The organism is Streptomyces canus (genome assembly GCF_041435015.1).
Lineage (GTDB): Bacteria > Actinomycetota > Actinomycetes > Streptomycetales > Streptomycetaceae > Streptomyces > Streptomyces canus_G.
In genome coordinates this window covers 6,418,337-6,444,065 of record NZ_CP107989.1, presented here as the reverse complement: position 1 = coordinate 6,444,065, position 25,729 = coordinate 6,418,337, and the positions used below count along the sequence as shown (strand labels likewise).

Genomic DNA, 25,729 nt, shown 5'->3' with positions numbered 1-25,729 from the left:
AACGTAACCATCGAAGGGGTTCAAAGGTCTAAGTTGGCGATGTCAGGCAGCGTCTTGGGGGGCGTTGACTGGCATCTGAGGATGTCTTGGGGGACTTCCTCGGAGCTGCGTTGCCGGGGCACGCACTTAGGGAAGCTTTGAGCGGCCCTCCCGACCGTGCGTTGTCCCGGCAGACCGCACACAGGAGTAGTACGAGGAGTTTTGCTCGTTCTGCTCAACAGCAGTACCAGCAGTACCGGAAAGACAGCGATTCAGGCGCTGGTCTCTCAGACGCCCGGCCGGATCCCGTGGGGGGAATCCGCACCGGGACATGGGAAGGCGCCCTGGACGCCGGCCCGTGGGGGGACCGGCGCCAGGGCGCCTTCCGCATTTCATCGGCTACGACGGCCTGGGCGCCGCGGACGGCGAAGGGGCGCCGCCGAAGCGACGCCCCTCGACGACCTCACCAGCAGGTGTCAGCGCTCTTCCACCGGGACGAAGTCGCGCTCGACCACGCCCGTGTAGATCTGGCGCGGGCGGCCGATGCGGGAGCCGGGCTCCTTGATCATCTCGTGCCACTGGGCGATCCAGCCCGGAAGGCGGCCGAGGGCGAACAGGACCGTGAACATCTCGGTCGGGAAGCCCATGGCGCGGTAGATCAGGCCGGTGTAGAAGTCGACGTTCGGGTAGAGGCTGCGCGAGACGAAGTAGTCGTCGGAGAGCGCGTGCTCCTCCAGCTTGAGCGCGATGTCCAGCAGCTCGTCGGACTTGCCGAGGGCCGACAGGACGTCGTGCGCGGCCGCCTTGATGATCTTCGCGCGCGGGTCGAAGTTCTTGTAGACCCGGTGGCCGAAGCCCATCAGGCGGACGCCGTCCTCCTTGTTCTTCACCTTGCGGATGAAGGAGTCGACATCGCCGCCGCTGGCCTGGATGCCCTCGAGCATCTCCAGGACGGACTGGTTGGCACCGCCGTGCAGCGGGCCCCACAGGGCGTTGATGCCGGCGGAGATCGACGCGAACATGTTCGCCTGGGACGAGCCGACGAGGCGGACCGTGGAGGTCGAACAGTTCTGCTCGTGATCGGCGTGCAGGATGAGCAGCTTGTCGAGGGCGGAGACCACGACCGGGTCGGGCTCGTACTCCTGCGCCGGGACCGAGAAGGTCATGCGCAGGAAGTTCTCGACGTAACCGAGGTCGTTGCGCGGGTAGACGAACGGGTGACCGATCGACTTCTTGTACGCGTACGCAGCGATCGTCGGAAGCTTGGCGAGCAGGCGGATCGTCGAGAGGTTGCGCTGCTTCTCGTCGAAGGGGTTGTGGCTGTCCTGGTAGAACGTGGACAGCGCGGAGACGACCGACGACAGCATGGCCATCGGGTGGGCGTCGCGCGGGAAGCCACGGTAGAAGTTCTTGACATCCTCGTGCAGCAGGGTGTGCTGCGTGATGTCGTTCTTGAACACCGAGAGCTCGTCGACGGACGGAAGCTCACCGTTGATCAGGAGGTAGGCGACCTCCAGGAACGTGGAGCGCTCGGCCAGCTGCTCGATCGGATAGCCGCGGTACCGGAGGATGCCGGCCTCGCCGTCGAGGTAGGTGATGGCGGATTTATAGGCGGCGGTGTTGCCGTAGCCGCTGTCCAGGGTGACCAGACCGGTCTGGGCGCGGAGCTTTCCGATGTCGAAGCCCTTGTCGCCGACGGTGCTGTCGATCACCGGGTAGGTGTACTCGCCATCGCCGTACCGCACTACTACAGAGTTGTCGCTCACGTCATCCCTCACCGACGTTGTGCCTCTTCTTCGAGGTTGCCCTGACTGTCTCTACCATCCCCCATTTGGCGCAGGAGAGTGCACTCGGGGTCGGCCGTTGGGCGTATCGGCGGCACTGAGTGCCGCCAACTTGCTCATCCTGCCCGTCCGCAACCGCTTCCGGAAGGCCTCTGTGACCCACGTGACTCATTTGATCGATCATTTTTTGTGTTGCCTCACCATTGACGCTCGTCACAGGCCCGCGAGCCGGAAGTCGAGCGCCGTGCAGCGCCGCCCCGCCGAGACCGTGCGCACCGCCTGACCGATCGCCTTGCGCGAACCGACGAGGACGACCAGGCTCTTCGCCCGCGTGACCGCCGTGTACAGCAGGTTCCGCTGCAGCATCATCCAGGCGCTGGTGGTGACCGGGATCACCACGGCGGGATACTCACTGCCCTGTGAACGGTGGATGGTCACCGCGTACGCATGGGCCAGTTCGTCGAGTTCGTCGAACTCGTAGAGCACCTCCTCGTCCTCGTCCGTCAGCACGGTGAGGCGCTGCTCGACCGGATCGAGCGAGGTGACCACGCCCACGGTGCCGTTGAAGACACCGTTGGTGCCCTTCTCGTAATTGTTGCGAATCTGGGTGACCTTGTCGCCGACCCGGAAGACCCGGCCGCCGAACCGCTTCTCCTCGAGGTCGGGACGGGCCGGGGTGATGGCCTGCTGCAGCAGACCGTTGAGCGTGCCGGCGCCCGCGGGGCCTCGGTGCATGGGGGCGAGCACCTGAACGTCCCGGCGCGGATCGAGGCCGAATTTGGCCGGAATCCGACGGGCCGCCACATCCACCGTGAGCCGGCCGACCTCCTCCGTGTCGTCCTCGACGAAGAGGAAGAAGTCCTTCATGCCGTCGGTGACGGGGTGCTGCCCGGCGTTGATCCGGTGGGCGTTGGTCACCACACCGGACTGCTGAGCCTGCCGGAACACGCGCGTGAGGCGCACCGCGGGGATCGGGCCGCCGTCGGCGAGCAGATCCCGCAGGACCTCCCCCGCGCCGACGCTGGGCAGTTGGTCGACGTCCCCGACGAACAGCAGGTGCGCGCCCGGAGGCACGGCCTTCACCAGCTTGTTGGCGAGCAGCAGGTCCAGCATGGAGGCCTCGTCGACCACCACCAGGTCGGCGTCGAGCGGGCGGTCCTTGTCGTAGGCCGCGTCGCCGCCGGGCTTCAGCTCCAGCAGGCGGTGGACGGTGGAGGCGTCGGCGCCGGTGAGTTCGGCGAGGCGCTTGGCGGCGCGGCCGGTCGGGGCCGCGAGGACGACCTTGGCCTTCTTGGCGCGGGCCAGCTCCACGATCGAGCGGACGGTGAAGGACTTGCCACAGCCCGGGCCGCCGGTGAGGACGGCGACCTTCTTGGTCAGCGCGAGCCGGACGGCGGCCTCCTGCTCGGGCGCGAGCTCCACTCCGGTACGGGACTTCAGCCAGCCCAGTGCCTTGTCCCAGGCCACGTCGTGGAAGGCCGGCATGCGGTCCTGGTCGGTGCGCAGGAGCCGCAGCAGCTGGGCGGAGAGCGAGAGTTCGGCGCGGTGGAAGGGGACGAGGTAGATGGCGGTGACGGGCGGCGATCCGGGCTCCGACCCGGGCACCTTCTCCCGTACGACACCCGGCTCGCCGGAGTCCTCGTCGGGCAGGGCGAGTTCGGCGAGGCACTCGATGACCAGGCCGGTGTCGACCTGGAGGAGTTTCACCGCGTCGGAGATCAGCTGTTCCTCGGGGAGGTAGCAGTGCCCCTGGTCGGCGGACTGCGAAAGGGCGTACTGCAGGCCCGCCTTGACGCGCTCCGGGCTGTCGTGGGGGATGCCGACGGACTGGGCGATCTTGTCGGCGGTGAGGAAGCCGATGCCCCAGACGTCGGCGGCGAGCCGGTAGGGCTGGTTCTTCACGACCGAGATCGAGGCGTCGCCGTACTTCTTGTAGATGCGCACGGCGACGGAGGTGGACACCTCGACGCTCTGGAGGAAGAGCATGACCTCCTTGATCGCCTTCTGCTCCTCCCAGGCGTCGGCGATCTTCTTGGTGCGCTTGGGGCCGAGCCCCGGAACCTCGATGAGCCGCTTCGGCTCCTCCTCGATGATCTTCAGGGTGTCCATGCCGAAGTGCTGGGTGATGCGGTCGGCGAAGACGGGGCCGATGCCCTTGACGAGCCCGGAGCCCAGATAGCGGCGGATGCCCTGGACGGTGGCCGGCAGGACGGTCGTGTAGTTCTCGACGGTGAACTGCTTGCCGTACTGCGGATGGGAGCCCCAACGCCCCTCCATCCGGAGGGACTCCCCCGCCTGGGCGCCGAGCAGCGCGCCGACGACGGTGAGGAGGTCGCCGCCGCCCTTTCCGGTGTCGACGCGGGCGACCGTATAGCCGTTGTCCTCGTTGGCGTACGTGATCCGCTCCAGCACGCCTTCGAGTACGGCCAGTCGTCGTTCACCCGTGGAGGCCCCCGCCTGATTGGACATGATCCGACGGTACCGCCCGACACCGACAGCGCCCCGGTCACCCCGGATCGGGCGGGCGGCGTCGCCACGCCCTCCGCTCCGCCCGCCCCTCGACATCACGATCCTGTCTCAGGGTCTTGCCAAACCGTCGTGAAATCGATTCCAATCCTCCCTGTACGGAGTCGTGTAATCGATTCCACGAGTTCCACGAGGAGGTGGAGCGGCGATGGCGAGCATCAAGGATGTCGCTGCCGAGGCGGGGGTCTCCGTCGCCACGGTGTCGCGGGTCCTGAACGACCATCCGTCGGTCAGCGCGGACGCACGCACGCGCGTGCTGGCCGCCGTGGAGACGCTGGGCTACCGCCCGAACGCCGTCGCCCGCTCCCTGCGCACCGACCAGACCCACACCCTCGGCCTGGTCATCAGCGACGTCATGAACCCCTACTTCACCGAGCTGGCCCGCTCCGTCGAGGAGGAGGCCCGCGCGCTGGGGTACAGCGTGATCATCGGCAACGCCGACGAGCGGCCAGAGCTCCAGGATCATCACGTACGCAACCTGCTCGACCGGCGGATCGACGGACTCCTGGTCTCCCCCACCGACGGCGGCTCCCCGCTGATGCTGGACGCCGTGCGCGCGGGGACGCCGATGGTCTTCGTGGACCGGTGGATGCCGGGCGTGGCCGTACCGGTCGTCAGGTCCGACGGTCGGGCCGCCATACGCGATCTCGTCGCCCATCTGCACGGGCTGGGGCACCGCAGGCTCGCCATCATCGCGGGCCCGGCGGCGACCACCACCGGCCAGGAGCGTGTCGCGGCCTTCCGGGAGGCCCTCCAGGCGTACGGCCTCGATCTGCCCGACGCCTACATAGGGCAGGGCGACTTCCAGGCCGAGAGCGGGCGGCGGGTCACCGAGGGCTTCCTCGACCTGCCCGAGCCGCCCGAGGTCGTCTTCGCGGCCGACAACCTGATGGCGCTCGGCGCGCTGGACGCCGTACGCGCGCGTGGGATGCGCGTACCGCAGGACATCGCCCTGGCCGCGTTCGACGACATCCCGTGGTTCGTGCACACCGATCCGCCGATCACCGCGATCGCCCAGCCCACGGGCGAGCTGGGGCGGGCCGCGGTGCGCGCGCTCGTCGACCGCATCGAGGGCCGGCCCCCCGAGTCGGTCACCCTCCCCGCCCGTCTCGTCGTTCGCCGCTCCTGCGGCGAGCCCTCCCCCAGGAACGTCGCAGTGAACCCCGTAACGAACAGGAGCGAGTCGTGAGCAACGAGGACGAGTTGCTGCGCATCGAGGGCATACGGAAGTCCTTCCCCGGCGTGGTCGCGCTCGACGGCGTCGACTTCGACCTGCGCCGGGGCGAGGTGCACGTACTGCTCGGCGAGAACGGCGCCGGCAAGAGCACGCTGATCAAGATGCTGTCGGGCGCCTACCACCCCGACGAGGGCCGCGTGCTGGTGGACGGCCGGGAGGTGCACATCCGCGGGGCGCAGGACGCCGAGCGGCTGGGGATCGCCACCATCTACCAGGAGTTCAACCTCGTCCCCGATCTGACCGTCGCCGAGAACATCTTCCTGGGCCGGCAGCCGCGCCGCCTCGGGATGATCGACCGGAAGACGATGGAGGCCGACGCCGAGGTGCTGCTGAAGCGCGTCGGAGTCAACGTGTCGCCCCGCGCGCGTGTGCGGGAACTCGGCATCGCCCGGCTCCAGATGGTCGAGATCGCCAAGGCGCTGAGCTTGAAAGCGCGCGTGCTGATCATGGACGAGCCGACGGCCGTGCTCACCTCCGAGGAGGTCGACAAGCTCTTCGCGATCGTGCGCACGCTGCGCGAGGACGGGGTCGGGATCGTCTTCATCACCCATCACCTCGAGGAGATCGCCGCCCTGGGCGACCGGGTCACGGTCATCCGGGACGGGACGTCGGTCGGGCAGGTGCCTGCCTCCACGCCCGAGGACGAGCTCGTACGCCTGATGGTGGGGCGGTCGATCGAGCAGCAGTACCCGCGCGAGCGCGGCGACACCGGAGCGGCGCTTCTGAAGGTCGAGGGGCTCACCCGCGACGGCGTCTTCCACGACATCGGCTTCGAGGTGCACGCCGGAGAGGTCGTCGGCATCGCCGGGCTGGTCGGAGCGGGCCGTACCGAGGTGGTGCGGGCCGTTTTCGGCGCGGACCCGTACGACAAGGGGGCCGTGAAGGTCTCCGGAGCTCCCCTCAAGGGACATGACGTGGGCGCCGCCATGGCGGCCGGGATCGGTCTGATCCCCGAGGACCGCAAGGGCCAGGGTCTGGTGCTCGACCAGTCGGTCGAGGAGAACCTGGGCCTGGTGACCATGCGGGCCGCCACGCGCGCGGGGCTCGTCGACCTCAAGGGGCAGCGGGAGGCCGCCGCGCGGATCGCCGAGCAGCTCGGGGTGCGGATGGCGGGCCTGCACCAGCACGTCCGAACGCTCTCCGGCGGCAACCAGCAGAAGGTCGTCATCGGCAAGTGGCTGCTCGCCGACACCAAGGTGCTGATCCTCGACGAGCCCACGCGCGGGATCGACGTCGGCGCCAAGGTCGAGATCTACCAGCTCATCAACGAACTCACCGCGGCCGGTGCCGCCGTCCTCATGATCTCCAGCGATCTGCCCGAGGTGCTCGGCATGAGCGACCGGGTGCTGGTGATGGCCCAGGGCCGGATCGCCGGCGAACTCGCCGCCGACGAGGCCACGCAGGACTCCGTGATGGCACTCGCCGTCAGCAACCCCACGACCGACAAGGAGGCCGCTCGTGGCCACTGACACGCTCAAGAGCACATCGAGCGCTGATAGCGCCACCGGCGGCCTGCGCCGGCTGCTCCTCGACAACGGCGCGCTGACCGCGCTGATCGTCCTCGTCATCGCCATGTCGGCGCTGTCGGGCGACTTCCTGACCACCGACAACCTGCTCAACGTCGGTGTCCAGGCGGCCGTGACCGCCATCCTCGCCTTCGGTGTGACCTTCGTGATCGTCTCGGCGGGCATCGACCTGTCGGTGGGCTCGGTGGCGGCCCTGTCGGCCACCGTCCTGGCGTGGAGCGCGTCGTCACACGGGGTGCCGGTCCTCATAGCGGTCCTGCTGGCCGTCGTGACCGGCATCGCCGCCGGTCTCGTCAACGGCTTCCTGATCGCGTACGGCAAACTCCCCCCGTTCATCGCGACCCTGGCGATGCTCTCGGTGGCCCGCGGTCTGTCGCTGGTGATCTCCGAGGGCTCCCCGATCGCGTTCCCCGACTCGGTCTCGCACCTCGGTGACACGCTGGGCGGCTGGCTGCCGGTGCCCGTGCTCGTCATGGTCGTCATGGGGCTCCTCGCGGCCTTCGTGCTCGGACGGACGTACATCGGCCGCTCGATGTACGCGATCGGCGGCAACGAGGAGGCGGCCCGTCTCTCCGGCCTCCGGGTGAAGAAGCAGAAGCTCGCCATCTACGCGCTGTCCGGTGTGTTCGCCGCCGTCGCGGGTGTCGTGCTCGCCGCCCGGCTGTCCTCCGCGCAGCCGCAGGCCGCCGACGGCTACGAGCTGGACGCGATCGCCGCGGTCGTCATCGGCGGTGCCTCGCTGGCCGGTGGCACCGGCAAGGCGTCCGGGACGCTGATCGGCGCGCTGATCCTGGCGGTGCTGCGCAACGGCCTCAACCTGCTGAACGTGTCCGCGTTCTGGCAGCAGGTCGTCATCGGTGTCGTCATCGCGCTGGCCGTGCTGCTCGACACCCTGCGCCGCAAGGCCGGGGCGACCCCGGTGGCCGGTGCCTCGCAGGGCGGCAAGGGGCGCCAGGCGGTGACGTACGGACTCGCGGCCGTGGTCACCGTGGCGATCGTCGGCGCGACCTCCTTCCTGCACAACGGCTCGTCCTCGACGGCGAACCCGAAGGTGGGTCTGTCGCTGTCGACCCTCAACAACCCCTTCTTCGTGCAGATCCGGTCGGGCGCCCAGGCCGAGGCGAAGAAGCTGGGCGTGGACCTGACCGTCACGGACGCCCAGAACGACGCCTCCCAGCAGGCCAACCAGCTCCAGAACTTCACCAGTTCGAACCTCGGCGCGATCATCGTCAACCCGGTGGACTCGGACGCGGCGAGCAACTCGGTGAAGGCCGCCGACAAGGCGAAGATCCCCGTCATCGCGGTGGACCGGGGCGTCAACAAGGCCTCCGTGGACGCGCTGGTCGCCTCCGACAACGTCGCCGGCGGAGAGCTCGCGGCCAAGTCCATCGGCGAGAAGCTCGGCGGCCAGGGCAAGATCGTGATCCTGCAGGGCCAGGCGGGCACGTCGGCCGCCCGTGAGCGCGCGGAGGGTTTCGCCCAGGGTCTCAAGGCGTACCCGGGCATCCGGGTCGTCGCGCAGCAGCCCGCCGACTTCGACCGCACCAAGGGGCTCGACGTGATGTCGAACCTGCTCCAGGCCCACCCGGACGTCCAGGGTGTCATCGCCGCCAACGACGAGATGGCGCTCGGCGCGATCAAGGCACTGGGCTCCAAGGCCGGCACGTCGGTCTCGGTGGTCGGCTTCGACGGCACGCCGGACGGCCTGAACGCGGTGAAGGACGGCACGCTGTACGCGTCCGTGGCACAACAGCCTTCCCAGCTGGGCAAGATCGCGGTGGACAACGCGCTCAAGGCTCTCGAGGGCAAGAAGGTCGAGGAGACGATCAAGGTGCCGGTGAAGGTGGTCACGAAGGAGAACGTGGCCGGTTTCACGGGCTGACGACGGCGCACGGGCGGGCGGGCGCTTCGACTGCCCGCCCCGCGTCACTGACTAGGGGAGTCATTCATGGACGACTACGACCTTCTGGTCGTGGGGTCGGCCAACGCCGACCTGGTGATCGGCGTGGAGCGGCGGCCGGCGGCCGGCGAGACGGTGCTCGGCTCCGACCTGGCCGTGCATCCGGGGGGCAAGGGCGCCAACCAGGCGGTCGCGGCTGCCCGGTTGGGCGCGCGTACGGCGTTGCTGGCCCGCGTCGGCGACGACGGTCACGGGCGGCTGCTGCTGGACTCGCAGCGGGCGGCCGGGGTCGACACGGTGGGTGTGCTGGTGGGCGGGGCGCCGACGGGGGTCGCGCTGATCACCGTGGACCCGTCGGGGGACAACAGCATCGTGGTGTCGCCGGGTGCCAACGGACGCCTCACACCGGGGGACGTACGGAGCGCGGTCAGCCTCTTCCACGCCTCGCGGGTGGTGTCGACCCAGCTGGAGATCCCGCTGGAGACGGTCGTGGAGGTCGTGCGGAATCTGGCGCCGGGCAGCCGGTTCGTGCTGAACCCGTCGCCGCCGCGGCCGCTGCCGACCGAGGTCCTCGCGGCCTGCGATCCGCTGATCGTCAACGAGCACGAGGCGAAGGTGATCCTCGGGGACGCGTGTGTGAGTGACGCGCCGGAGGACTGGGCGCGGCTGCTGCTCGCGAAGGGGCCGCGGTCGGTGGTGGTGACGCTGGGCGCGCAGGGGTCGCTGGTGGCCTCCTCGGCGGGCGTGACCCGGGTGGCGTCGGTGAAGGTGGACGCCGTGGACACGACGGGTGCGGGGGACGCCTTCACGGCGGCACTGGCGTTCCGGCTCGGGGCCGGTTCGGCACTGGCGGAGGCGGCCGCGTACGCGTCCCGGGTCGGGGCGGTCGCGGTGACCCGGCAGGGTGCGCAGGACTCCTTCCCCACGGCGAAGGAGGTCGACGCCGTATGAAGAAGGCCGGAATACTGAACCGTCATCTCTCCGGCGCGCTCGCCGAGCTGGGGCACGGGGACGGGGTGCTGGTGTGCGACGCCGGGATGCCGATCCCCGACGGGCCGCGCGTGGTCGACCTGGCCTTCAGGGCCGGGGTGCCGTCCTTCGCGGAGGTCCTCGACGGGCTGCTCGCCGAGCTGGTCGTGGAAGGGGGGACGGCGGCGGAGGAGGTGCGGGGCGCCAATCCCGCGGCCGCGGAACTGCTGGACAGCCGGCTCCCCGAACTGCACCTGGTCACCCACGAGAAGCTCAAGGAGCTGTCGGCGGGCGCGCGGCTGGTCGTGCGCACGGGTGAGGCCCGGCCGTACGCGAACGTGCTCCTCAGGTGCGGGGTGTTCTTCTGACGTCCAGTACCAGGGCGGCGCACAGCTCCAGCCGGATCGGCTCCCGTACGGTCTCGACCGGGCGCCGTGCGGGTGGTGTGGGCGTTGCCCAGGGCGCGGTCCACGCGCGCGTGGTCGGGTGCGGGGGCGTTCATCGGACGGGAATCGACGAAGGCGACGAAGGCTTCCTCGTCGCGGACCCGGTAGCCCTGGTCGGCGAGACAGCCCGGGCAGGCCGTGCTCAGGAGTCATGGGGGAACGGTAGGGGCGGGCACCGACACCCACCCGCGCATTTCGAGGGGGCCCGGTCGATGACCGGGCCCCCTCGGGTTTCCCTCCCCATCAGAACCCCCGCGATCCCCCCAGATCCCCCTCCAAGAGTCCTGATGCCACGTACGACCCGCGAGGTCAGGAGAGGGTTGTACGACTCTCCGGATTTTTTTCCGACCCCGTCGGGAAGGCCGTGTGGTGCGCGGTCAGGGAGGCGGAGGCGGGGCGTTGGGGAGGCGGCGATCCGGTGTCGGACGACCTCGCGGACTGGGTGCTAATGGCCGAGTGGAATCCCTGGATCGACGGCCTGGAAGGTGCCACCGTCCACTGTCGATCCAGCGCGCGGACCTGGCGGCACGGCGCTTCGACCGCGCGTTCACGACGGTTTTCCGGAATCCGCAGGGGCTCCGGACGGGGCCGGAGGGGAACTCCCGAGGTTCCCCTCCGGCCCCCGCTTCACAGGGTGTTCGCCACGAACCGTTCGGCGGTCTCGGCGAGCACCTCACGGCCGTCCCGGGCCCACAGCGCGTCGTTGAACAGTTCGACCTCGATCGCGCCCGTGTAGCCGGCCGCCTCGACGTACCGCTGCCACTCCCGCATGTCGATCGCGCCGTCGCCGATCTGTCCGCGACCGTTCAGCACTCCCTCCGGCAGCGGGGTCGTCCAGTCCGCGAGCTGGAAGGTGTGGATACGGCCGGCGGCGCCCGCGCGGGCGATCTGCGCGGGCGCGTTGTCGTCCCACCAGATGTGGTACGTGTCCACCGTGACGCCGACCTGCTGGGCGGGGAAGCGCTCCGCCAGGTCGAGGGCCTGGGTGAGCGTCGAGACCACACAGCGGTCCGAGGCGTACATGGGGTGCAGCGGCTCGATGGCCAGCTTCACCCCGTGCTCCTCGGCGTACGGTCCCAGGACGGACAGGGCGTCCGCGATGCGTTCGCGGGCGCCGTGCAGGTCCTTGGAGCCGGCCGGGAGACCGCCGGAGACCAGCACCAGGGTGTCGGTGCCCAGCGTCGCCGCCTCGTCGACCGCGCGCCGGTTGTCGTCCAGCGCCACGGCCCGCTCGTCCGGGTCGATCGCCGTGAAGAAGCCGCCCCGGCACAGCGTGGTGACGGTCAGACCCGCGTCGCGGATCAGCTTGGCCGTCGCCTCCAGGCCGTACGTCTGGACGGGCTCGCGCCACAGACCGACGTTGACGACGCCCAACCGGCCGCAGGCTTCGACCAGTTCCGGCAGTGACAGCTGCTTGACCGTCATCTGGTTGATGGAGAAGCGGGACAGGTCGGTCACTGGGTCACCCCGTACAGGGACAGCAGGTTCTTCATCCGCTCCTCCGCCAGCTTCGGGTCCGGGAACAGGCCCAGGCCGTCGGCGAGTTCGTAGGCGCGCGCGAAGTGCGGGAGGGAGCGGGCCGACTGGAGGCCGCCGACCATCGTGAAGTGCGACTGGTGGCCGGCCAGCCAGGCCAGGAAGACCACGCCCGTCTTGTAGAAGCGGGTGGGTGCCTGGAAGAGATGGCGGGACAACTCGACGGTGGGGTCGAGGAGTTCGCGGAAACCCTTGGCGTCACCGGTGTCCAGGACGCGGACCGCCTCGGCCGCCAGCGGGCCCAGCGGGTCGAAGATGCCCAGCAGGGCGTGGCTGAAGCCCTGCTCGTCGCCCGCGATCAGCTCGGGGTAGTTGAAGTCGTCGCCCGTGTAGCAGCGGACGCCCTGCGGGAGCCGGCGGCGGATGTCGATCTCGCGCCGCGCCTCCAGGAGCGAGACCTTGATGCCGTCGACCTTGTCGGGGTGGGCCGCGATGACCTCGAGGAAGGTGTCCGTCGCGGCGTCCAGGTCGCTCGACCCCCAGTAGCCCTCCAGGGCCGGGTCGAACATCGGGCCCAACCAGTGCAGGACGACCGGCTCGGCGGACTGGCGCAGGAGGTGGCCGTAGACCTCGAGGTAGTCCTCGGGGCCCTTGGCGGCCGCCGCGAGGGCCCGGGAGGCCATCAGGATGGCCTGCGCGCCGGACTCCTCGACGAGGGCGAGCTGCTCCTCGTAGGCGGCCCGGACCTCGTCCAGGGTCGCGGGGCCGGTGAGCTGGTCGGTGCCGACACCGCAGGCGATGAGGCCGCCGACCGACGTGGCCTCGGCGGCGCTGCGGCGGATCAGCTCGGCCGCGCCCGCCCAGTCCAGTCCCATCCCGCGCTGGGCGGTGTCCATCGCCTCGGCGACCCCGAGCCCGTGCGACCACAGGTGGCGGCGGAAGGCGAGGGTGGCGTCCCAGTCGACGACGGCCGGGGAGTCCGGCGTGGAGTCGGCGAACGGGTCGGCGACGACGTGCGCCGCCGAGAAGACCGTACGGGAGGTGAAGGGGGTGCCGGGCGTGGCGGCGAAGGGCTCCTGGCGGGGCTCGTAGGCCCTGAAGCCCCCCTTGAAGTCGGGGAGTCGGATCGTCACAGCGAGATCTCCGGTACGTCGAAACGGCGGCCCTCGGCCGAGGACTTCAGGCCCAGTTCGGCGAGCTGGACGCCGCGGGCGCCGGCCAGGAGGTCCCACTGGTAGGGGGCGTCGGCGTAGACGTGCTTGAGGAAGAGCTCCCACTGCGCCTTGAAGCCGTTGTCGAACTCGGCGTTGTCCGGGACCTCCTGCCACTGGTCGCGGAAGACCTCGGTGGCGGGGATGTCCGGGTTCCAGACCGGCTTGGGGGTGGCGCTGCGGTGCTGGACGCGGCAGTTGCGCAGACCGGCGACGGCGGAGCCCTCGGTGCCGTCGACCTGGAACTCCACGAGCTCGTCGCGGTTGACGCGGACGGTCCAGGAGGAGTTGATCTGGGCGATGGCGCCGCCCTCGAGCTCGAAGATGCCGTAGGCCGCGTCGTCGGCGGTGGCGTCGTACGGCTTGTCGTTCTCGTCCCAGCGCTGCGGGATGTGGGTGGCGGTGAGGGCCTGGACGGACTTCACCCGGCCGAAGAGCTCGTGGAGCACGTACTCCCAGTGCGGGAACATGTCGACAACGATGCCACCGCCGTCCTCGGCCCGGTAGTTCCACGAGGGGCGCTGGGCGGTCTGCCAGTCGCCCTCGAAGACCCAGTAGCCGAACTCGCCGCGGATCGAGAGGATCCGGCCGAAGAAGCCGCCGTCGATGAGGCGCTTCAGCTTGAGCAGGCCGGGGAGGAAGAGCTTGTCCTGGACGACGCCGTGCTTGATGCCCTTCTCGTTGGCGAGACGGGCCAGCTCCAGGGCGCCGTCGAGGCCGGTGGCGGTGGGCTTCTCGGTGTAGACGTGCTTGCCGGCGGCGATCGCCTTCTTGATGGCCTCCTCGCGCGCGGAGGTCACCTGAGCGTCGAAGTAGATCTCGACGGTCGGGTCGGCCAGGACCGCGTCCACGTCGGTGGAGATGTTGTCCAGACGCAGGCCGTGCTGCTCGGCGAGCGCCTTGAGCGCGTGCTCACGGCGGCCCACCAGGATCGGCTCGGGCCACAGCACCGTGCCGTCACCCAGGTCGAGACCGCCCTGCTCGCGGATCGCGAGGATCGAGCGGACGAGGTGCTGGCGGTAGCCCATGCGCCCCGTCACACCGTTCATGGCGATACGCACCGTCTTGCGTGTCACGTCATTCCCTTCGTAGGAGTCGTACGCGGTCGTGCGCGCCGCGCACGCTCCACTGATGAGCGTTACAGCAAGCGCTTTCTATCTAGGAAGAAGCTAGCCTCTGAGCAGCGGTCTGGACAAGACCGCGAACCGGGTGAGTTGTTCGAGGGGGCGAACAGCTGGGCGTCATGGCCTTAAGGTCGGCCCGGAACCGGGACCTTGGTGCCCGCGTGTACGACGGAGTACGACTGAGATGCGCTGCGGCGCGCGACCGGAGGACAACGAGATGACGGTGACCCTGGCGGACGTGGCGGCCCGCGCCCAGGTCTCCCCCGCGACGGTGTCGCGCGTGTTGAACGGGAACTACCCCGTGGCCGCGACCACGCGTGAGCGGGTGCTGCGGGCCGTGGACGAGCTGGACTACGTGCTCAACGGTCCCGCGAGCTCGCTCGCCGCCGCCACGTCGGATCTGGTCGGGATCCTCGTGAACGACATCGCGGACCCCTTCTTCGGGATCATGGCCGGTGCCATCCAGTCGGAGATCGGGGGGCCGGGCGGGCGCGCGGGCGGTGAGCGGCTCGGCGTCGTCTGCAACACGGGGGGCTCTCCGGAGCGGGAGCTGACGTATCTCACCCTGCTGCAGCGGCAGCGGGCGGCGGCGGTCGTCCTCACGGGTGGGGCGGTGGAGGACGCGCCACACAAGGCCGCGATGTCCGCCAAGCTGCGCAAGCTCGCTGACGCCGGGACGCGGATCGTGCTGTGCGGGCGGCCGCCGGCGCCGGAGACCGGGGCGTTCGCGCTGACCTTCGACAACCGGGGCGGGGGCAAGGAACTCACCGAGCACCTCATCGGGCTCGGACACCGGCGGCTCGGGTACATCGCGGGGCCGGAGGAGCGCACGACGACCCGGCACCGGCTGGAGGGACACCGGGCGGCGCTGGAGGCGCACGGGATCACCGAGGACCCGCGGTGGACCGTCCATGGCCGCTACGACCGGCGGTCCGGGTACGAGGCCACGCTGGAACTGCTGCGGCGGGACCCCTCGTTGACGGCTGTCGTGGCCGCGAACGACTCCGTCGCGCTGGGCGCGTGCGCGGCCCTGCGGGACTCCGGGCTGCGGATTCCGGACGACGTGTCCGTCGCCGGGTTCGACGACCTGCCGTTCAGCATCGACGCGGTGCCTGCCCTGACGACGGTGCGGTTGCCGTTGGCGGAGGCGGGGGCCCGGGCGGGGCGGATCGCGATGGGACGGGAGGAGCCGCCGCCCGGGGGGATCGCGACGGTTCGGGGGGAGCTGATGGTGCGGGGGTCGTCGGGGGCGCCTCGGGGCTGAGGGGGCGTGGGCGGGTGGGGGCCGGTCGCGCCCACGCGGCGGCAGCCGCAGCCCCTCAGGTGGGTTCAGTTGCCCGCCGCGGAAGCCTTCCTCGCCGCTTCCTCCACCCGGTTCCGGTACTGCTCCCACCAATCTCCGTCCCCGGGCGCCACGTTGTCCCCCTCCGCCCGCTGCCCCACCGACCCGTCGACGAGTTCGCGTACGACGTCGGCGTGGCCGACGTGGCGGTGACTCTCGGCGATCATGTGGATCAGGATGCGGTGGAGGGTGAGTTCGGAGTGCGGGGGCCAGGGGACGCGGCCCACGGTGTCCAGGGGGAGAGTGTCGAGGGTCTCGTCCGCGTGGGCGCAGGCCCGGCGGTAGCCGTCGACGATCTCCTCGCGGGTCTCCTCGGGGGTCGCCCACAGGTCGGCGTTCGGTTCGGCGGCGCCGGTGATCCACAGCGGCTGGGCCCCGGGGAGCGGCCGGCCGAAGGTCTCACCGAAGTAGATCGCCTCGGCACCGGTGAGGTGCTTGACCAGTCCCAGGAGGTTGGTGCCGGTCGGGGTCAGGGGGCGGCGGACGTCGTACTCGGAGAGGCCCTCGATCTTCAGCAGCAGGGAGTCGCGGGCGTCCTGGAGGTAGAGGCGAAGGTCGGTGGCGGCGTCTTGTGCGGTCATCGGATCAGTCTGTCGGCGGCACGATCTTTGTCCACCGAAAATCGGGCGGGCACCCCTTCAACACCGCGGCACCAGAGCCTCGTTCGCTGTCGACGCCGCTCATGGACGGTCCGCCGACACCGTTCCCGGACTACACGGTTCTGGTGGGGCTGAACCCGAAGACGCCGTACGCTCCCCGCACCGATGAGTTCCGCGCCCCACCTCGGTCTGCAATGCCGTAACCCACCAGGAACTGGAGTGAGTCCCATGCGCATCGTGGTCAGTGAGTTCATCAGTCTGGACGGCGTCGTGCAGGCGCCCGGCGGGCCCGAGGAGGACACCGACGGCGGGTTCGCGCACGGCGGCTGGTCGCACCCGTACTTCGACGAGGAGGTGCTCGGACCGGCGTTCACCGAGGGGATGGAGCGGGCCGAGGCGCTGCTGTACGGGCGGCGGACGTATCTGACGATGGCGGGGGCCTGGCCGGAGCGCGCCGGGGACCCGTTCACCGACCGGCTGAACTCCCTCAAGAAGTACGTCGTGACGGACACCCTCGGCGACTCAGAGCTGACCTGGAACAACACCGAGCGGATCCCGGGCTCCGAGGCCGTCGCGCGGATCCGTGCGCTGCGTGAGCGCGAGGGCGGTGACCTGGCGATGATGGGCAGCCCCACGCTCGTCCGCACGCTGATCAGCGAAGGGCTCGTCGACGAACTCCAGCTCATCGTGATGCCGGTCCTGCTCGGCGGAGGCAAGTCGATCTTCCCGGAGGACGGCGGGAAGCGGCCGTTCGAGCTGGTGTCCACGGTCACCGGGAAGACCGGCGTCCAGGTGTGCGTCTACCGGCCCGCTACCGAGGGGTAGCCGCGGGAGGCGCGGACGTCCTACGCTCAGTCCATCGATATCTCTGACTGAGTCAAGCATCCGGGGGTCGACCGCATCATGACCGTTCAGGACATCCGCGCCTTCAACCGCTTCTACACCAACGTCATCGGGGCCCTCGACTACAGCCGCCAGCTCTACGCCCCGTACACCCTCACGGAGTCCCGTGTGCTCTACGAGCTCGCGCACTCGCCGCGCACCGACGCGGCCGATCTGCGCACCGAACTCTCGCTGGACGCAGGGTACTTGAGCCGGATTCTGAACAAGTTCGAGCAGGACGGACTGATCGAGCGCACGACCTCGGCCCGTGATCCGCGCCGGCGCCGGGTCGCGCTCACCGCGCGCGGCCGGGAGACCGCCGCGCTGCTCGCCGAGCGCGCCGACGAATCGGTGGGCGCGCTCCTCGCGACCGTCCCCTCCGCCGACCGGCCCCGGCTCTCCGAGGCGATGCGGACCGTCCGTACGCTCCTGTCCGACGGCCGCCCGCCCCGCCGCGAGGACGTCCTGCTGCGCGAGCCGCGACCCGGTGACCTCGGCTGGATCGTGGCCCGGAACGCGGCCCTCTACGCCGCCGAGTACGGCTTCAACGCCGACTACGAGGGACTGGTCGCGAGGATCGTCGCCGACTTCGCGGAGGATCACGATCCGCATCTGGAGCGGGTGTGGATCGCCGAGCTGGACGGTCGGCCGGTGGGATGCGTCATGTGCGTACGGGACGAGGCGCCCGCCACGGCCCGGCTGCGGCTGCTCCTCGTCGAGCCCGACGCGCGTGGACTCGGCATCGGGGACCGGCTGGTGGCGGCCGTCGTCGACTTCGCGCGCGGTGTCGGCTACCGGGACCTGGTCCTGTGGACCAACGACGTCCTGGCCGCCGCCCGCCGGGTCTACCAGCGGCACGGCTTCGTCCTCGCCGCCGAGAAACCCCACCGCTCCTTCGGCAAGGACCTGAACGGGCAGGACTGGCGACTGGACCTGACCGGCACGGGTGAGTGAGGGGGCGGCCGAGGGTCTCCTCCGGGCGGCCGGGCCGGGGGGACCGGTACGGGGCAGGATGAGGGGCCACGTCCAGGCGGCCGGGCAGGAGGCGACCGGCACCGGTGAGGGAGAGGGGCGGCCGAGAGGCGGCTCAGCCAGACGGCCGGGACTGGCGACTGGACCTGACCGGCACGGGTGACTGAGGTGGGGCCGGGCGGCCCGTGAGCGGCGGCCGAGCCGCCCATTGGGTCAGCCACGCACCCGCGCCGCCCGTCCGGACTGGACCTCACCGACTCGACCGGGTGAGAGTAGGGCCCATGAAACTGGCGTTCTCCACCCTCGGTGTCCCCGGCCTCCCCCTCACCGACGTGCTGCGGCTCGCGACCACGCACGGCTATCACGGAGTAGAACTGCGCGCGCATCCGGAGGAGCCGGTGCACCCTGGTATCGGGCTCGCCGAACGGGCCGACGCGGTCGCCGAGTTCAAGGCGGCAGGCGTGGAGGTCCTCGGTCTCGCGGGGTACGCGCGTGTGGCGGCGCCCGGCGACGACGAACCCGTCGTGGAGGAGATCCACCGTCTCCTGGACCTCGCCCGCGACCTCGGCGCCGGCTTCGTACGCGTCTTCCCGGGCGCCGCCTCCGACCAGTCCCGCGAGGAGGCCGACGCCACGGCCGCCAGGCGGCTCGGTACGGCCGCGGAGTACGCCGGCGACCTCGACGTACGCATCCTCCTCGAAACCCATGACTCGCACCGCACCGGCGCCGACGCGATCCGCGTCCTCGGACCGGTCGGCCACCGTCAGGTCGGCTCGCTCTGGGACGTCATGCACACCTGGCTCGGCGGCGAACAGCCCTCCGAGACCTACGCGGCCCTCGGCCCGTACCTCGGATACGTCCAGGTCAAGGACATCGCGTCGGCCGACGACACCACCCCGGTCGCGCTCGGCTCCGGGGTCCTGCCGCTCGCGGAGTGCGTGGAGGTCCTCTCCCGGCACGGCTGGGACGGCTGGCTGTGCTGGGAGTACGAGAAGCGGTGGTACGAGGCGGCCGCGCCGCTGGAGGAGCTGCTGGGGGCGGGCCGCGAGCACCTGGCGCGGCTGCTGAACGACTCGGCGTAAGCGGCGTCGAGCCGGTAATTCGGTGGCCGGGACGGGGGCGGCCCGCTACCGTCCCGGGGTGCATCAGCCCGCCCCTGCCCCGGTCCCCCCGTCATGAGCCTCAGCCGTACGTTCCTCGATGTACGGCCCCTGCGCGCCTCCCCGGTCTTCCGGCGGCTGCTGTTCGGGCGCACGGTGTCCACGCTCGGCACCTTCATGACCATGGTCACCGTCATGTTCCAGGTCTGGGACATGACCCACAGCACGATCTGGAGCGGCGCCGTCGGTGTCGCGCAGGCGGTGCCGATGGTCGGGGTCAGCCTGTTCGCGGGCGCCTGGGTCGACCGGGCCGACCGGCGCCGGGTCTACCTCACGGGCACCGTCGGCTCGGCGGTCTGCTCCCTGCTGCTGGCCGTGCAGGGCTTCGCGGGGCACGCGCCCGTGGTCGTCGTGCTGCTGCTGGTCGCGGCGCAGACCTCCTTCGCCGCACTCGGCGCGCCGGCCGCCGGCGTGTTCGTGCCGCGTCTGCTGCCCCGCGAGCAGGTGGCCGCCGGTCTCGCGCTCCAGCAGGTCACCGGCCAGGCGATGATGCTGGTCGGGCCGGCCGTCGCCGGGGTCGTGCTCGGCTGGTGGGGCATCGGCGTCTGCTACCTCCTGGACACCCTGAGCTTCACGATGTCCTTCTACGGCGCCTACGGTCTGCCCGCGCTGCCACCCGAGGGCGAGAAGTCCCGCCCCGGTCTGCACGGTGTCCTGGACGGGCTGCGCTTCCTGACCGGCCACCGGGTGGTGCGCGGCGCGCTGCTGACCGACCTGGCCGCCACCGTCCTGTCCATGCCGGTGAGCCTGTTCCCGCTGGTCAACGAGGAGCGCTTCGGCGGCGACCCGCGCACGCTCGGCCTGTTCCTGTCCGCGCTCGCGGTGGGCGGTGTCGCCGCGACGGTCTTCTCCGGCCCGGTCACCCGACTGGCCCGCCCCGGCCCGGTGATGCTGTGCGCGTCGGCGACCTGGGGCGCGGCCCTCGCGCTGTTCGGCCTGGCCACCAGTGCCTGGGCGGGCCTCGGCTTCCTGGCGCTGGCCGGCGCGGCGGACGCCCTCGCCGTCCTGTCCCGCACCACCATCGTCCAGACCCGCACCCCCGACGCCCTGCTCGGCCGGGTCACGGCCGCCGAGATGATCGTCGGCCAGGCGGGCCCGCACCTGGGCAACCTGCGCGGCGGCCTGGTCGCGGGCTGGAGCTCGGGCGTGACGGCGCTGATCACGGGCGGTCTCATGTGTGTGGCCGCGGTGGGCTATGTCGGGGCGAGCACACCCGAGTTGCGGGCGGTTCCGGCTACGGACGAGGCGTGAAGGATGTCGGCGGCGACCAGGCGGGTGGACCCGGCGAGGGTGAACTCCAGGGCAGGTGGGGCGAATTCGGCGATCGCCGGGGGACGCGCGTGGGCGCGGTGGCGCGGTCGGTGTACGTGGCGGCCGGGTTCACCCCGGACATCCGGCACGCGGTGAACGACCGGGGTGCGCCGGTCGAGGCGGGCCAGGGAGTGGAGCCGGCCCCCCGCCCGGTCCGCCCGGCATACGCCCACCGCGACCTGGCCCTGCTGACGACGGACGACGGGACGCCCCCGTCCCGGCACGTCTTCGCGGCGGTGCGGACGGGGGCGGAGGGAGACCCGGTGCCGGCGACGGTCCTGGACCGACTACGGCTGTCGGGCTTGATGAGCAGTGGGCGTGATCGTCCAGTGGTTGCTGCGCAGGACCCGGTCCGCGAACGGCATGTCGAGTTCGCCGACGAGACGGAAGCCCAGTGAGCGGCAGATGCCGTTCGAGGGGCCGTTGCTCGTGGCCGGGAACGCGTGGATGTCACCCCAGCGGTCCTCGCTCCACGCCCGTTCGAGCAGCGCACGGACCGCCCACTTGCCCAGTCCCCGTCCCTGGAAGTGCGGCAGCACCATCCAGCCGATCTCGGAGAGGGGCCCGTCCCCGGGGTCGTGGGACCAGACGGTCACCGACCCCGCCACCACGTCGGGCCGGTCCGGTTCGGGGACGATCATCTTGATCCAGGACTCGTCGGCAGCCGCCTCCTCCGCGTCCCGGCGCACCTTGTCCTCGATGCCCTCCCGCGGCAACGGCCCGCCCAGCTCGGCCATCATGACGGGGTCGCAGCGCATCCGGACGTAGGCGTCCACGTCGTCCATCGTGACATCGCGCAACCGCATGCTGCCGCTCCCCTCATCCCCGCCGTGCCACGAACCCCGCCACCCGCTCCTCCAGCCGCTTCCGGCACCCCGGCCACTCCTGGGCCGTGATCGAGAAGATCGCCGAGTCCCGCAGCCGTCCGTCCTCACCGGGCGCCCAGGAGCGCGACCAGTTCCTCAGGACGCCCTCGAAACGGGCGCCGACGCTCTCGATCGCCGCGCGGGAGCGGTCGTTGCGGGCGTCCGTCTTCAGGTCGACCCGGGAGACGTCCCACACCTCGAAGGCGTGCCGGAAGAGCAGCAGCTTGGCCTCGGCGTTGATGCCCGTCCCCTGCGCCGACCCCGCCAGCCAGGTGAAACCGACCTCCACGGCGTCGAGTCGGTCCTCCGACCGCCAGCACCGCGGCTCCCAGAACGACGTGGCCCCCACCGCCCGCCCCGTCGCGACCGACACCTGCGCATACGGCGCGAGCCGCCCCGTCGCCGCCCGCGCGAGCTGCGCGTCGACGTAGTCACCGACTTCGTCGGCCCTGGGCACCCAGGTGAACGCGTAGGTGCCGCGGTTCTCCTCCGCCGCCACGGCCAGGTCCGCCGTGTGCCCGTGGTCCAGCGGTTCCAGGCGCACCAACGCGCCTGTCAGGACCGGCCCTTCCAGCTGGAAACTCAATGCCCGTTCAACTCCCGATGGTCCTTCGCAGCTCCGCGAACGCCTCATGGAAACCGGGGAAAGTCTTGCGTACGCATCCGGGGTCGTCGAACGAGATTCCCGGTACCCGAAGGCCGGTGACCGCGAAGGACATGACGATGCGGTGGTCGCCGTACGACGTCACCTGAGCCCCGGTGGCTGCTCCGGGGTGGATCTCGATCCAGTCCGGGCCGGTCGCCACCCGCACGCCCAGCCGCCGCAGGTTCTCCGCGCAGGCCTCCAGGCGGTCGCACTCCTTCACCCGCGTGTTCGCCACGTCCTCGATGCGGACGGGGGCGGAGGCGAAGGGGGCGATCGCCGCGAGCGTCGGCATCGTGTCCGAGATGTCCCGCATGTTGACCGTCAGGCCGCGCAGTTCGCCGGTGCCCCGGACCGTGGTGGCCGTGGCGCCGACGGACACCTCCGCTCCCATCCGCCGCAGTACGTCCACGAAGCCGAGGTCGCCCTGGAGCGCGCCCGTGCCCAGGCCCGGGACCGTCACCTCGGCGCCCGGGGTCAGAGCCGCCGCCGCGAAGAAGTAGCTCGCCGTGGACGCGTCGGGCTCGATCGCGTAGGTCGTGGCGCGGTAACCGCCCGGCGGGACCACGAAGACGTCGCCCTCCCTCGCCACCTCCACCCCGAACGCCCGCATCATCGCGAGGGTGATCTCGACGTACGGCGCCGACACCAGGTCCGTGACGTGGATGCGCAGGCCCCGGCGGGTCAGGGGGCCGAGCAGCAGGAGTGCGGTGAGGTACTGGGAGGACTGGCCCGCGTCCAGCGTCACCTCGCCGCCCTCCACGCCCGCCGCCCGCACGGTCAGCGGGTGATGCCCCTCCGCCTCCTCGTGCCGCAGGTCCACGCCCAGGTCGCGCAGCGCACGGGACAGCGGCAGCAGGGGACGCCTGCGCATCTGGGGCGAGGCGTCGAAGTGGTAGGTGCCGTGGCCGGCCGCGGCCAGGGTGGGCAGGAAGCGGGCGGTCGTCGCGCCGTCACGGCAGTACACGTCCGCCTCGGCGACCGCCGGTCCCTGCGGGCGGCCGTCCACCTGCCACGCGTCGGGTGTACGGCCCACCCGGTAGCCCAGCCGTACGAGTCCCTCGGCGAAGCCCTCGGTGTCGTCCGAGCGGAGGGGGCGTACGAGGGTGGTCACTCCGTCGGCCGCGGCGGCCAGGAAGAGAGCCCGCGCGGTGAGGGACTTCGAGCCGGGGAGGGAGAGGGTCTGCGGGACGGGCGTGTCGGCGGGCATGCCCCTCATGATCGCCCACGACCCCCTCCGACGCCGGGACGTCCACGGGGTGGACCCCGTTCAGGCGCGACGCCCGGAGCGTGGCCCCCGCCTCCACCGGTCGTCCGGGAGCGGCGCCTTGCGGTTCGTCTGCACCTGGAGCTCGTAGTACGAGTCGGCCGCCGTCCCGTGCCACGCCTCGTCGTGCGCCGCCATCGCCCCGCGCAGGGCCCCGCCCGCCGTCCCGCGGCGGCGAACGTGGCGGGCCAGCAGGGCGAAGAGGGCCAGGGTCACGGCAAGACCGGCGAGGACGGTCAGGAGCGGCAGCAACTGGCTCATGCGCCGACCCTACGCCGGGGCGTGGCCGACCCGATATGGCGGCTCATCCGTCCCGTTGACCCCGGCCGCACCAACTTGGGGAAATCCGGCCCGAGCCGGGAACCCCGCCCCGCCGCCGCTCGTCCAATGCGCAAGCTGCCGGAGAGTCACCGTGGTACGGCGTCGGCCTCGCTGCTGGCTGCGAACGCTGACCAACCCTCTCCTCCGTACTGCGGCCGGCAGCACGCCGTCATCGGCGCGCCCCCCTCCAACTGCGCCGATGGCGGCCCCTCCCTGCCTACTGTGCGCTGTGCGCTCCCTTGACTGGCAGAAACTTCCCGGTTATTGGTGACTTCTCGGAAGTTTCCTTCAGCGGATCGCCTCCGGAAGGAGCGCACGTGCCCTCCAGACGTACCGTCCTCGCCGCCACAGCAGGCGTCGCCGCCTCACTCGCCCTCAGCGGGACCGCACACGCGAACGACAAGAAGCTCGGCTCCCTCGTCTCCCGTATGACGCTCGAGGAGAAGGTCGGCCAGCTCTTCGTGATGCGGGTCTACGGCCACTCCGCCACCGCCCCCGACCAGGCCGACATCGACGCCAACCTCAAGGAGATCGGCGTCCGTACGGCCGCCGAGATGATCGCCAGGTACCGGGTGGGCGGGATCATCTACTTCACCTGGGCGCACAACACCCGTGATCCGCACCAGATCGCCGACCTGTCCAACGGCATCCAGCAGGCGTCACTGCGACAGCCGCGCGGGCTGCCCGCCCTCATCTCCACCGACCAGGAGCACGGGATCGTCTGCCGCGTCGGCGAGCCCGCGACCCTCTTCCCGGGCGCCATGGCGATCGGCGCCGGCGGTTCACGGAAGGACGCCCACTCCCTGGGCCGTGTCGCCGGGCAGGAGCTCAGGGCCATCGGCATCCGGCAGAACTACTCCCCCGTCGCTGACGTCAACGTCAATCCGGCCAACCCGGTCATCGGCGTCCGTTCCTTCGGCTCCGACCCCCAAGCAGTCGCCGGGCTCGTCGCCGCCGAGGTCGCCGGGTACCAGGGCGCCGGGGTCGCCGCGACCGCCAAGCACTTCCCGGGGCACGGGGACACCGCCGTCGACAGCCACTACGGCTTCCCCGTCATCACCCACAGCCGGGAACTGTGGGAGAAACTGGACGCCGTCCCCTTCCGGTCCGCGATCCGCGCCGGCATCGACTCGATCATGACCGCGCACATCCAGTTCCCGGCCCTCGACGACTCGGGCGACCCGGCCACCCTCTCCCACCCGATCCTCACCGGCATCCTGCGCGGCGAACTCGGCTACGACGGGGTCGTGGTCACGGACTCCCTCGGCATGGAGGGCGTCCGGCAGAAGTACGGCGACGACCGCGTCCCCGTCCTCGCCCTCAAGGCCGGTGTCGACCAGCTCCTCAACCCGCCCTCCCTGGACGTCGCGTGGAACGCCGTCCTGAAGGCCGTACAGGACGGCGAGCTCACCGAGGCGCGGCTGGACGAGTCGATCCTGCGGATCCTGCGGCTCAAGGCCCGGCTGGGGCTCTTCGAGGAGCCGTACGTCAACCACGGTGGCGTCACCCGGACCGTCGGCACCCCGGCCCACCTCGCCGCGGCCGACCGGATCGCCGAGCGGACGACCACCCTGCTGGTCAACGAGAGGCGACTGCTGCCCCTGAACCGCCACACCCACCGCAAGCTGCTCGTGGTGGGCGCCGACCCCGCCTCTCCCTCCGGTACGACGGGCCCGCCGACCGGGGTCCTCGCCGCCGCCCTCACCGAACTGGGCTTCACGGCCACCGCCCTGCCGACTGGTACGGCCCCCTCGGCGGCCACCGTCGCCCAGGCCGTCGCCGCCGCGCAGGACGCGGACGCGGTGATCGTGGGGACGTACAACATCACGGCCGCCCAGAAGACACTCGTCGAGCAGCTCGTGGCGACCGGGAGGCCGGTGGTGGCCGTCGCGATCCGCAATCCCTACGACGTGGCCCAACTGCCCACCGTCCCGGCATACTTGGCGGCCTACTCCTGGACCGATGTCGAACTGCGGGCGGCGGCACGGGTGATCGCCGGAAAGGCGGCTCCGCGCGGGAGGCTGCCGGTGCCGGTACAGCGGGCGGACGATCCGGCGAAGGTGCTGTACCCGGTCGGGCACGGGCTGTCGTACGGCCGATAGCGCGCGGGACGTAGTTCGCGTACGACTCGCAACTCGCACATCACCCCCGAAAGGCGCAAAGTACCCCACACGTCTGGCGTGGCCCC

General features: G+C 71.0%; 21 protein-coding genes. 11 read left to right on the top strand and 10 right to left on the bottom strand.

Annotated features, from left to right (window positions below):
- Positions 1 to 455 precede the first annotated feature (455 nt).
- Together OG841_RS29530 and recD2 are read right to left on the bottom strand one after the other, a co-directional pair.
- Positions 456 to 1,745 carry a citrate synthase gene (locus OG841_RS29530; protein WP_057609626.1) on the bottom strand — a complete coding sequence of 430 codons (1,290 nt, stop codon included), beginning with the start codon at positions 1,743 to 1,745 and terminating at the stop codon, positions 456 to 458.
- 231 nt (positions 1,746 to 1,976) lie between these two features.
- Positions 1,977 to 4,232, bottom strand: a complete 2,256-nt coding sequence (gene recD2 / locus OG841_RS29525) for an SF1B family DNA helicase RecD2 (RefSeq protein ID WP_371567170.1) — start codon at positions 4,230 to 4,232, stop codon at positions 1,977 to 1,979.
- 205 nt (positions 4,233 to 4,437) lie between these two features.
- Between recD2 and OG841_RS29520 the strand changes: the two genes are divergently transcribed.
- The 5 genes from OG841_RS29520 to rbsD all read left to right on the top strand — a co-directional run bounded on the left by OG841_RS29520 (position 4,438) and on the right by rbsD (position 10,289).
- Positions 4,438 to 5,478: a LacI family DNA-binding transcriptional regulator gene (locus OG841_RS29520; protein ID WP_328638751.1), complete on the top strand. Its 1,041-nt coding sequence runs from the start codon at positions 4,438 to 4,440 to the stop codon at positions 5,476 to 5,478.
- Positions 5,475 to 6,995: a sugar ABC transporter ATP-binding protein gene (locus OG841_RS29515; protein WP_328638752.1), complete on the top strand. Its 1,521-nt coding sequence runs from the start codon at positions 5,475 to 5,477 to the stop codon at positions 6,993 to 6,995. Before OG841_RS29520 ends, OG841_RS29515 begins: the two co-directional genes overlap by 4 nt.
- Entirely contained in the window at positions 6,985 to 8,934 is a 1,950-nt protein-coding gene (locus OG841_RS29510) for an ABC transporter permease/substrate-binding protein (protein WP_328638753.1), read from the top strand. The genes OG841_RS29515 and OG841_RS29510 overlap by 11 nt, the downstream gene beginning before the upstream one ends.
- Positions 8,935 to 9,000: 66 nt before the next feature.
- Complete coding sequence (locus OG841_RS29505) at positions 9,001 to 9,903, top strand: ribokinase (protein WP_328638754.1); 903 nt, start codon at positions 9,001 to 9,003, stop codon at positions 9,901 to 9,903.
- The gene (gene rbsD, locus OG841_RS29500) at positions 9,900 to 10,289 is read left to right on the top strand and encodes a D-ribose pyranase (RefSeq protein WP_328638755.1); all 390 of its coding nucleotides are present in this window, start codon (positions 9,900 to 9,902) and stop codon (positions 10,287 to 10,289) included. The genes OG841_RS29505 and rbsD overlap by 4 nt, the downstream gene beginning before the upstream one ends.
- A 705-nt stretch (positions 10,290 to 10,994) precedes the next feature.
- On the opposite strand, the gene OG841_RS29495 is transcribed toward rbsD, so the two are convergent.
- The 3 genes from OG841_RS29495 to OG841_RS29485 are packed head-to-tail and all read right to left on the bottom strand — an operon-like array spanning position 10,995 to position 14,130.
- Positions 10,995 to 11,825 (bottom strand): sugar phosphate isomerase/epimerase family protein, encoded by an 831-nt coding sequence (locus OG841_RS29495; protein ID WP_328638756.1) that lies wholly within the window; start codon positions 11,823 to 11,825, stop codon positions 10,995 to 10,997.
- Positions 11,822 to 12,976 carry a dihydrodipicolinate synthase family protein gene (locus OG841_RS29490; RefSeq protein ID WP_328638757.1) on the bottom strand — a complete coding sequence of 385 codons (1,155 nt, stop codon included), beginning with the start codon at positions 12,974 to 12,976 and terminating at the stop codon, positions 11,822 to 11,824. The genes OG841_RS29495 and OG841_RS29490 overlap by 4 nt, the downstream gene beginning before the upstream one ends.
- Positions 12,973 to 14,130: a Gfo/Idh/MocA family protein gene (locus tag OG841_RS29485; RefSeq protein WP_328638758.1), complete on the bottom strand. Its 1,158-nt coding sequence runs from the start codon at positions 14,128 to 14,130 to the stop codon at positions 12,973 to 12,975. The genes OG841_RS29490 and OG841_RS29485 overlap by 4 nt, the downstream gene beginning before the upstream one ends.
- 265 nt (positions 14,131 to 14,395) lie before the next feature.
- Between OG841_RS29485 and OG841_RS29480 the strand changes: the two genes are divergently transcribed.
- A complete protein-coding gene (locus OG841_RS29480) occupies positions 14,396 to 15,442 on the top strand; it encodes a LacI family DNA-binding transcriptional regulator (RefSeq protein WP_326668186.1) in 1,047 nt (348 codons plus the stop codon).
- A 65-nt stretch (positions 15,443 to 15,507) separates the two neighbouring features.
- Here the strand turns inward: OG841_RS29480 and OG841_RS29475 are convergent, their stop codons facing one another.
- The gene (locus OG841_RS29475; protein ID WP_328638759.1) at positions 15,508 to 16,101 is read right to left on the bottom strand and encodes a DinB family protein; all 594 of its coding nucleotides are present in this window, start codon (positions 16,099 to 16,101) and stop codon (positions 15,508 to 15,510) included.
- A gap of 246 nt (positions 16,102 to 16,347) precedes the next feature.
- Here OG841_RS29475 and OG841_RS29470 point away from each other — a divergent pair, with 246 nt between their 5' ends.
- The 4 genes from OG841_RS29470 to OG841_RS29455 all read left to right on the top strand — a co-directional run bounded on the left by OG841_RS29470 (position 16,348) and on the right by OG841_RS29455 (position 20,384).
- On the top strand, positions 16,348 to 16,944 hold the full coding sequence (locus tag OG841_RS29470; protein ID WP_371567163.1) for a dihydrofolate reductase family protein: 597 nt from the start codon (positions 16,348 to 16,350) through the stop codon (positions 16,942 to 16,944).
- A gap of 78 nt (positions 16,945 to 17,022) precedes the next feature.
- Complete coding sequence (locus OG841_RS29465) at positions 17,023 to 17,955, top strand: bifunctional helix-turn-helix transcriptional regulator/GNAT family N-acetyltransferase (RefSeq protein WP_328638761.1); 933 nt, start codon at positions 17,023 to 17,025, stop codon at positions 17,953 to 17,955.
- 299 nt (positions 17,956 to 18,254) lie between these two features.
- Complete coding sequence (locus OG841_RS29460; RefSeq protein WP_328638762.1) at positions 18,255 to 19,055, top strand: sugar phosphate isomerase/epimerase family protein; 801 nt, start codon at positions 18,255 to 18,257, stop codon at positions 19,053 to 19,055.
- 93 nt (positions 19,056 to 19,148) lie between these two features.
- The gene (locus OG841_RS29455) at positions 19,149 to 20,384 is read left to right on the top strand and encodes an MFS transporter (RefSeq protein WP_328638763.1); all 1,236 of its coding nucleotides are present in this window, start codon (positions 19,149 to 19,151) and stop codon (positions 20,382 to 20,384) included.
- A gap of 347 nt (positions 20,385 to 20,731) precedes the next feature.
- Here the strand turns inward: OG841_RS29455 and OG841_RS29450 are convergent, their stop codons facing one another.
- The 4 genes from OG841_RS29450 to OG841_RS29435 are packed head-to-tail and all read right to left on the bottom strand — an operon-like array spanning position 20,732 to position 23,481.
- On the bottom strand, positions 20,732 to 21,250 hold the full coding sequence (locus OG841_RS29450; RefSeq protein WP_328638765.1) for a GNAT family N-acetyltransferase: 519 nt from the start codon (positions 21,248 to 21,250) through the stop codon (positions 20,732 to 20,734).
- A 13-nt stretch (positions 21,251 to 21,263) separates the two neighbouring features.
- A complete protein-coding gene (locus tag OG841_RS29445) occupies positions 21,264 to 21,896 on the bottom strand; it encodes a GNAT family N-acetyltransferase (protein ID WP_365115043.1) in 633 nt (210 codons plus the stop codon).
- Positions 21,897 to 21,903: 7 nt separating this feature from the next.
- Positions 21,904 to 23,163: a 3-phosphoshikimate 1-carboxyvinyltransferase gene (gene aroA / locus OG841_RS29440; protein WP_371567159.1), complete on the bottom strand. Its 1,260-nt coding sequence runs from the start codon at positions 23,161 to 23,163 to the stop codon at positions 21,904 to 21,906.
- A 60-nt stretch (positions 23,164 to 23,223) separates the two neighbouring features.
- Complete coding sequence (locus OG841_RS29435) at positions 23,224 to 23,481, bottom strand: hypothetical protein (protein WP_328638768.1); 258 nt, start codon at positions 23,479 to 23,481, stop codon at positions 23,224 to 23,226.
- 377 nt (positions 23,482 to 23,858) lie between these two features.
- Here OG841_RS29435 and OG841_RS29430 point away from each other — a divergent pair, with 377 nt between their 5' ends.
- Positions 23,859 to 25,643, top strand: coding sequence for a glycoside hydrolase family 3 protein (locus OG841_RS29430; RefSeq protein WP_328638769.1), 1,785 nt, complete (start codon positions 23,859 to 23,861; stop codon positions 25,641 to 25,643).
- The last annotated feature ends 86 nt before the right edge of the window (positions 25,644 to 25,729 follow it).

Excerpts from the sequence above, each read along its gene's own strand:
- recD2 (WP_371567170.1), bottom strand. The coding sequence starts at position 4,232 with ATGTCCAATCAGGCGGGGGCCTCCACGGGTGAACGACGACTGGCCGTA.
- OG841_RS29520 (WP_328638751.1), top strand. The coding sequence starts at position 4,438 with ATGGCGAGCATCAAGGATGTCGCTGCCGAGGCGGGGGTCTCCGTCGCC.
- OG841_RS29505 (WP_328638754.1), top strand. The coding sequence starts at position 9,001 with ATGGACGACTACGACCTTCTGGTCGTGGGGTCGGCCAACGCCGACCTG.
- rbsD (WP_328638755.1), top strand. The coding sequence starts at position 9,900 with ATGAAGAAGGCCGGAATACTGAACCGTCATCTCTCCGGCGCGCTCGCC.
- OG841_RS29480 (WP_326668186.1), top strand. The coding sequence starts at position 14,396 with ATGACGGTGACCCTGGCGGACGTGGCGGCCCGCGCCCAGGTCTCCCCC.
- OG841_RS29475 (WP_328638759.1), bottom strand. The coding sequence starts at position 16,101 with ATGACCGCACAAGACGCCGCCACCGACCTTCGCCTCTACCTCCAGGAC.
- OG841_RS29470 (WP_371567163.1), top strand. The coding sequence starts at position 16,348 with ATGCGCATCGTGGTCAGTGAGTTCATCAGTCTGGACGGCGTCGTGCAG.
- OG841_RS29465 (WP_328638761.1), top strand. The coding sequence starts at position 17,023 with ATGACCGTTCAGGACATCCGCGCCTTCAACCGCTTCTACACCAACGTC.
- OG841_RS29460 (WP_328638762.1), top strand. The coding sequence starts at position 18,255 with ATGAAACTGGCGTTCTCCACCCTCGGTGTCCCCGGCCTCCCCCTCACC.
- OG841_RS29455 (WP_328638763.1), top strand. The coding sequence starts at position 19,149 with ATGAGCCTCAGCCGTACGTTCCTCGATGTACGGCCCCTGCGCGCCTCC.
- OG841_RS29450 (WP_328638765.1), bottom strand. The coding sequence starts at position 21,250 with ATGCGGTTGCGCGATGTCACGATGGACGACGTGGACGCCTACGTCCGG.
- aroA (WP_371567159.1), bottom strand. The coding sequence starts at position 23,163 with ATGCCCGCCGACACGCCCGTCCCGCAGACCCTCTCCCTCCCCGGCTCG.
- OG841_RS29435 (WP_328638768.1), bottom strand. The coding sequence starts at position 23,481 with ATGAGCCAGTTGCTGCCGCTCCTGACCGTCCTCGCCGGTCTTGCCGTG.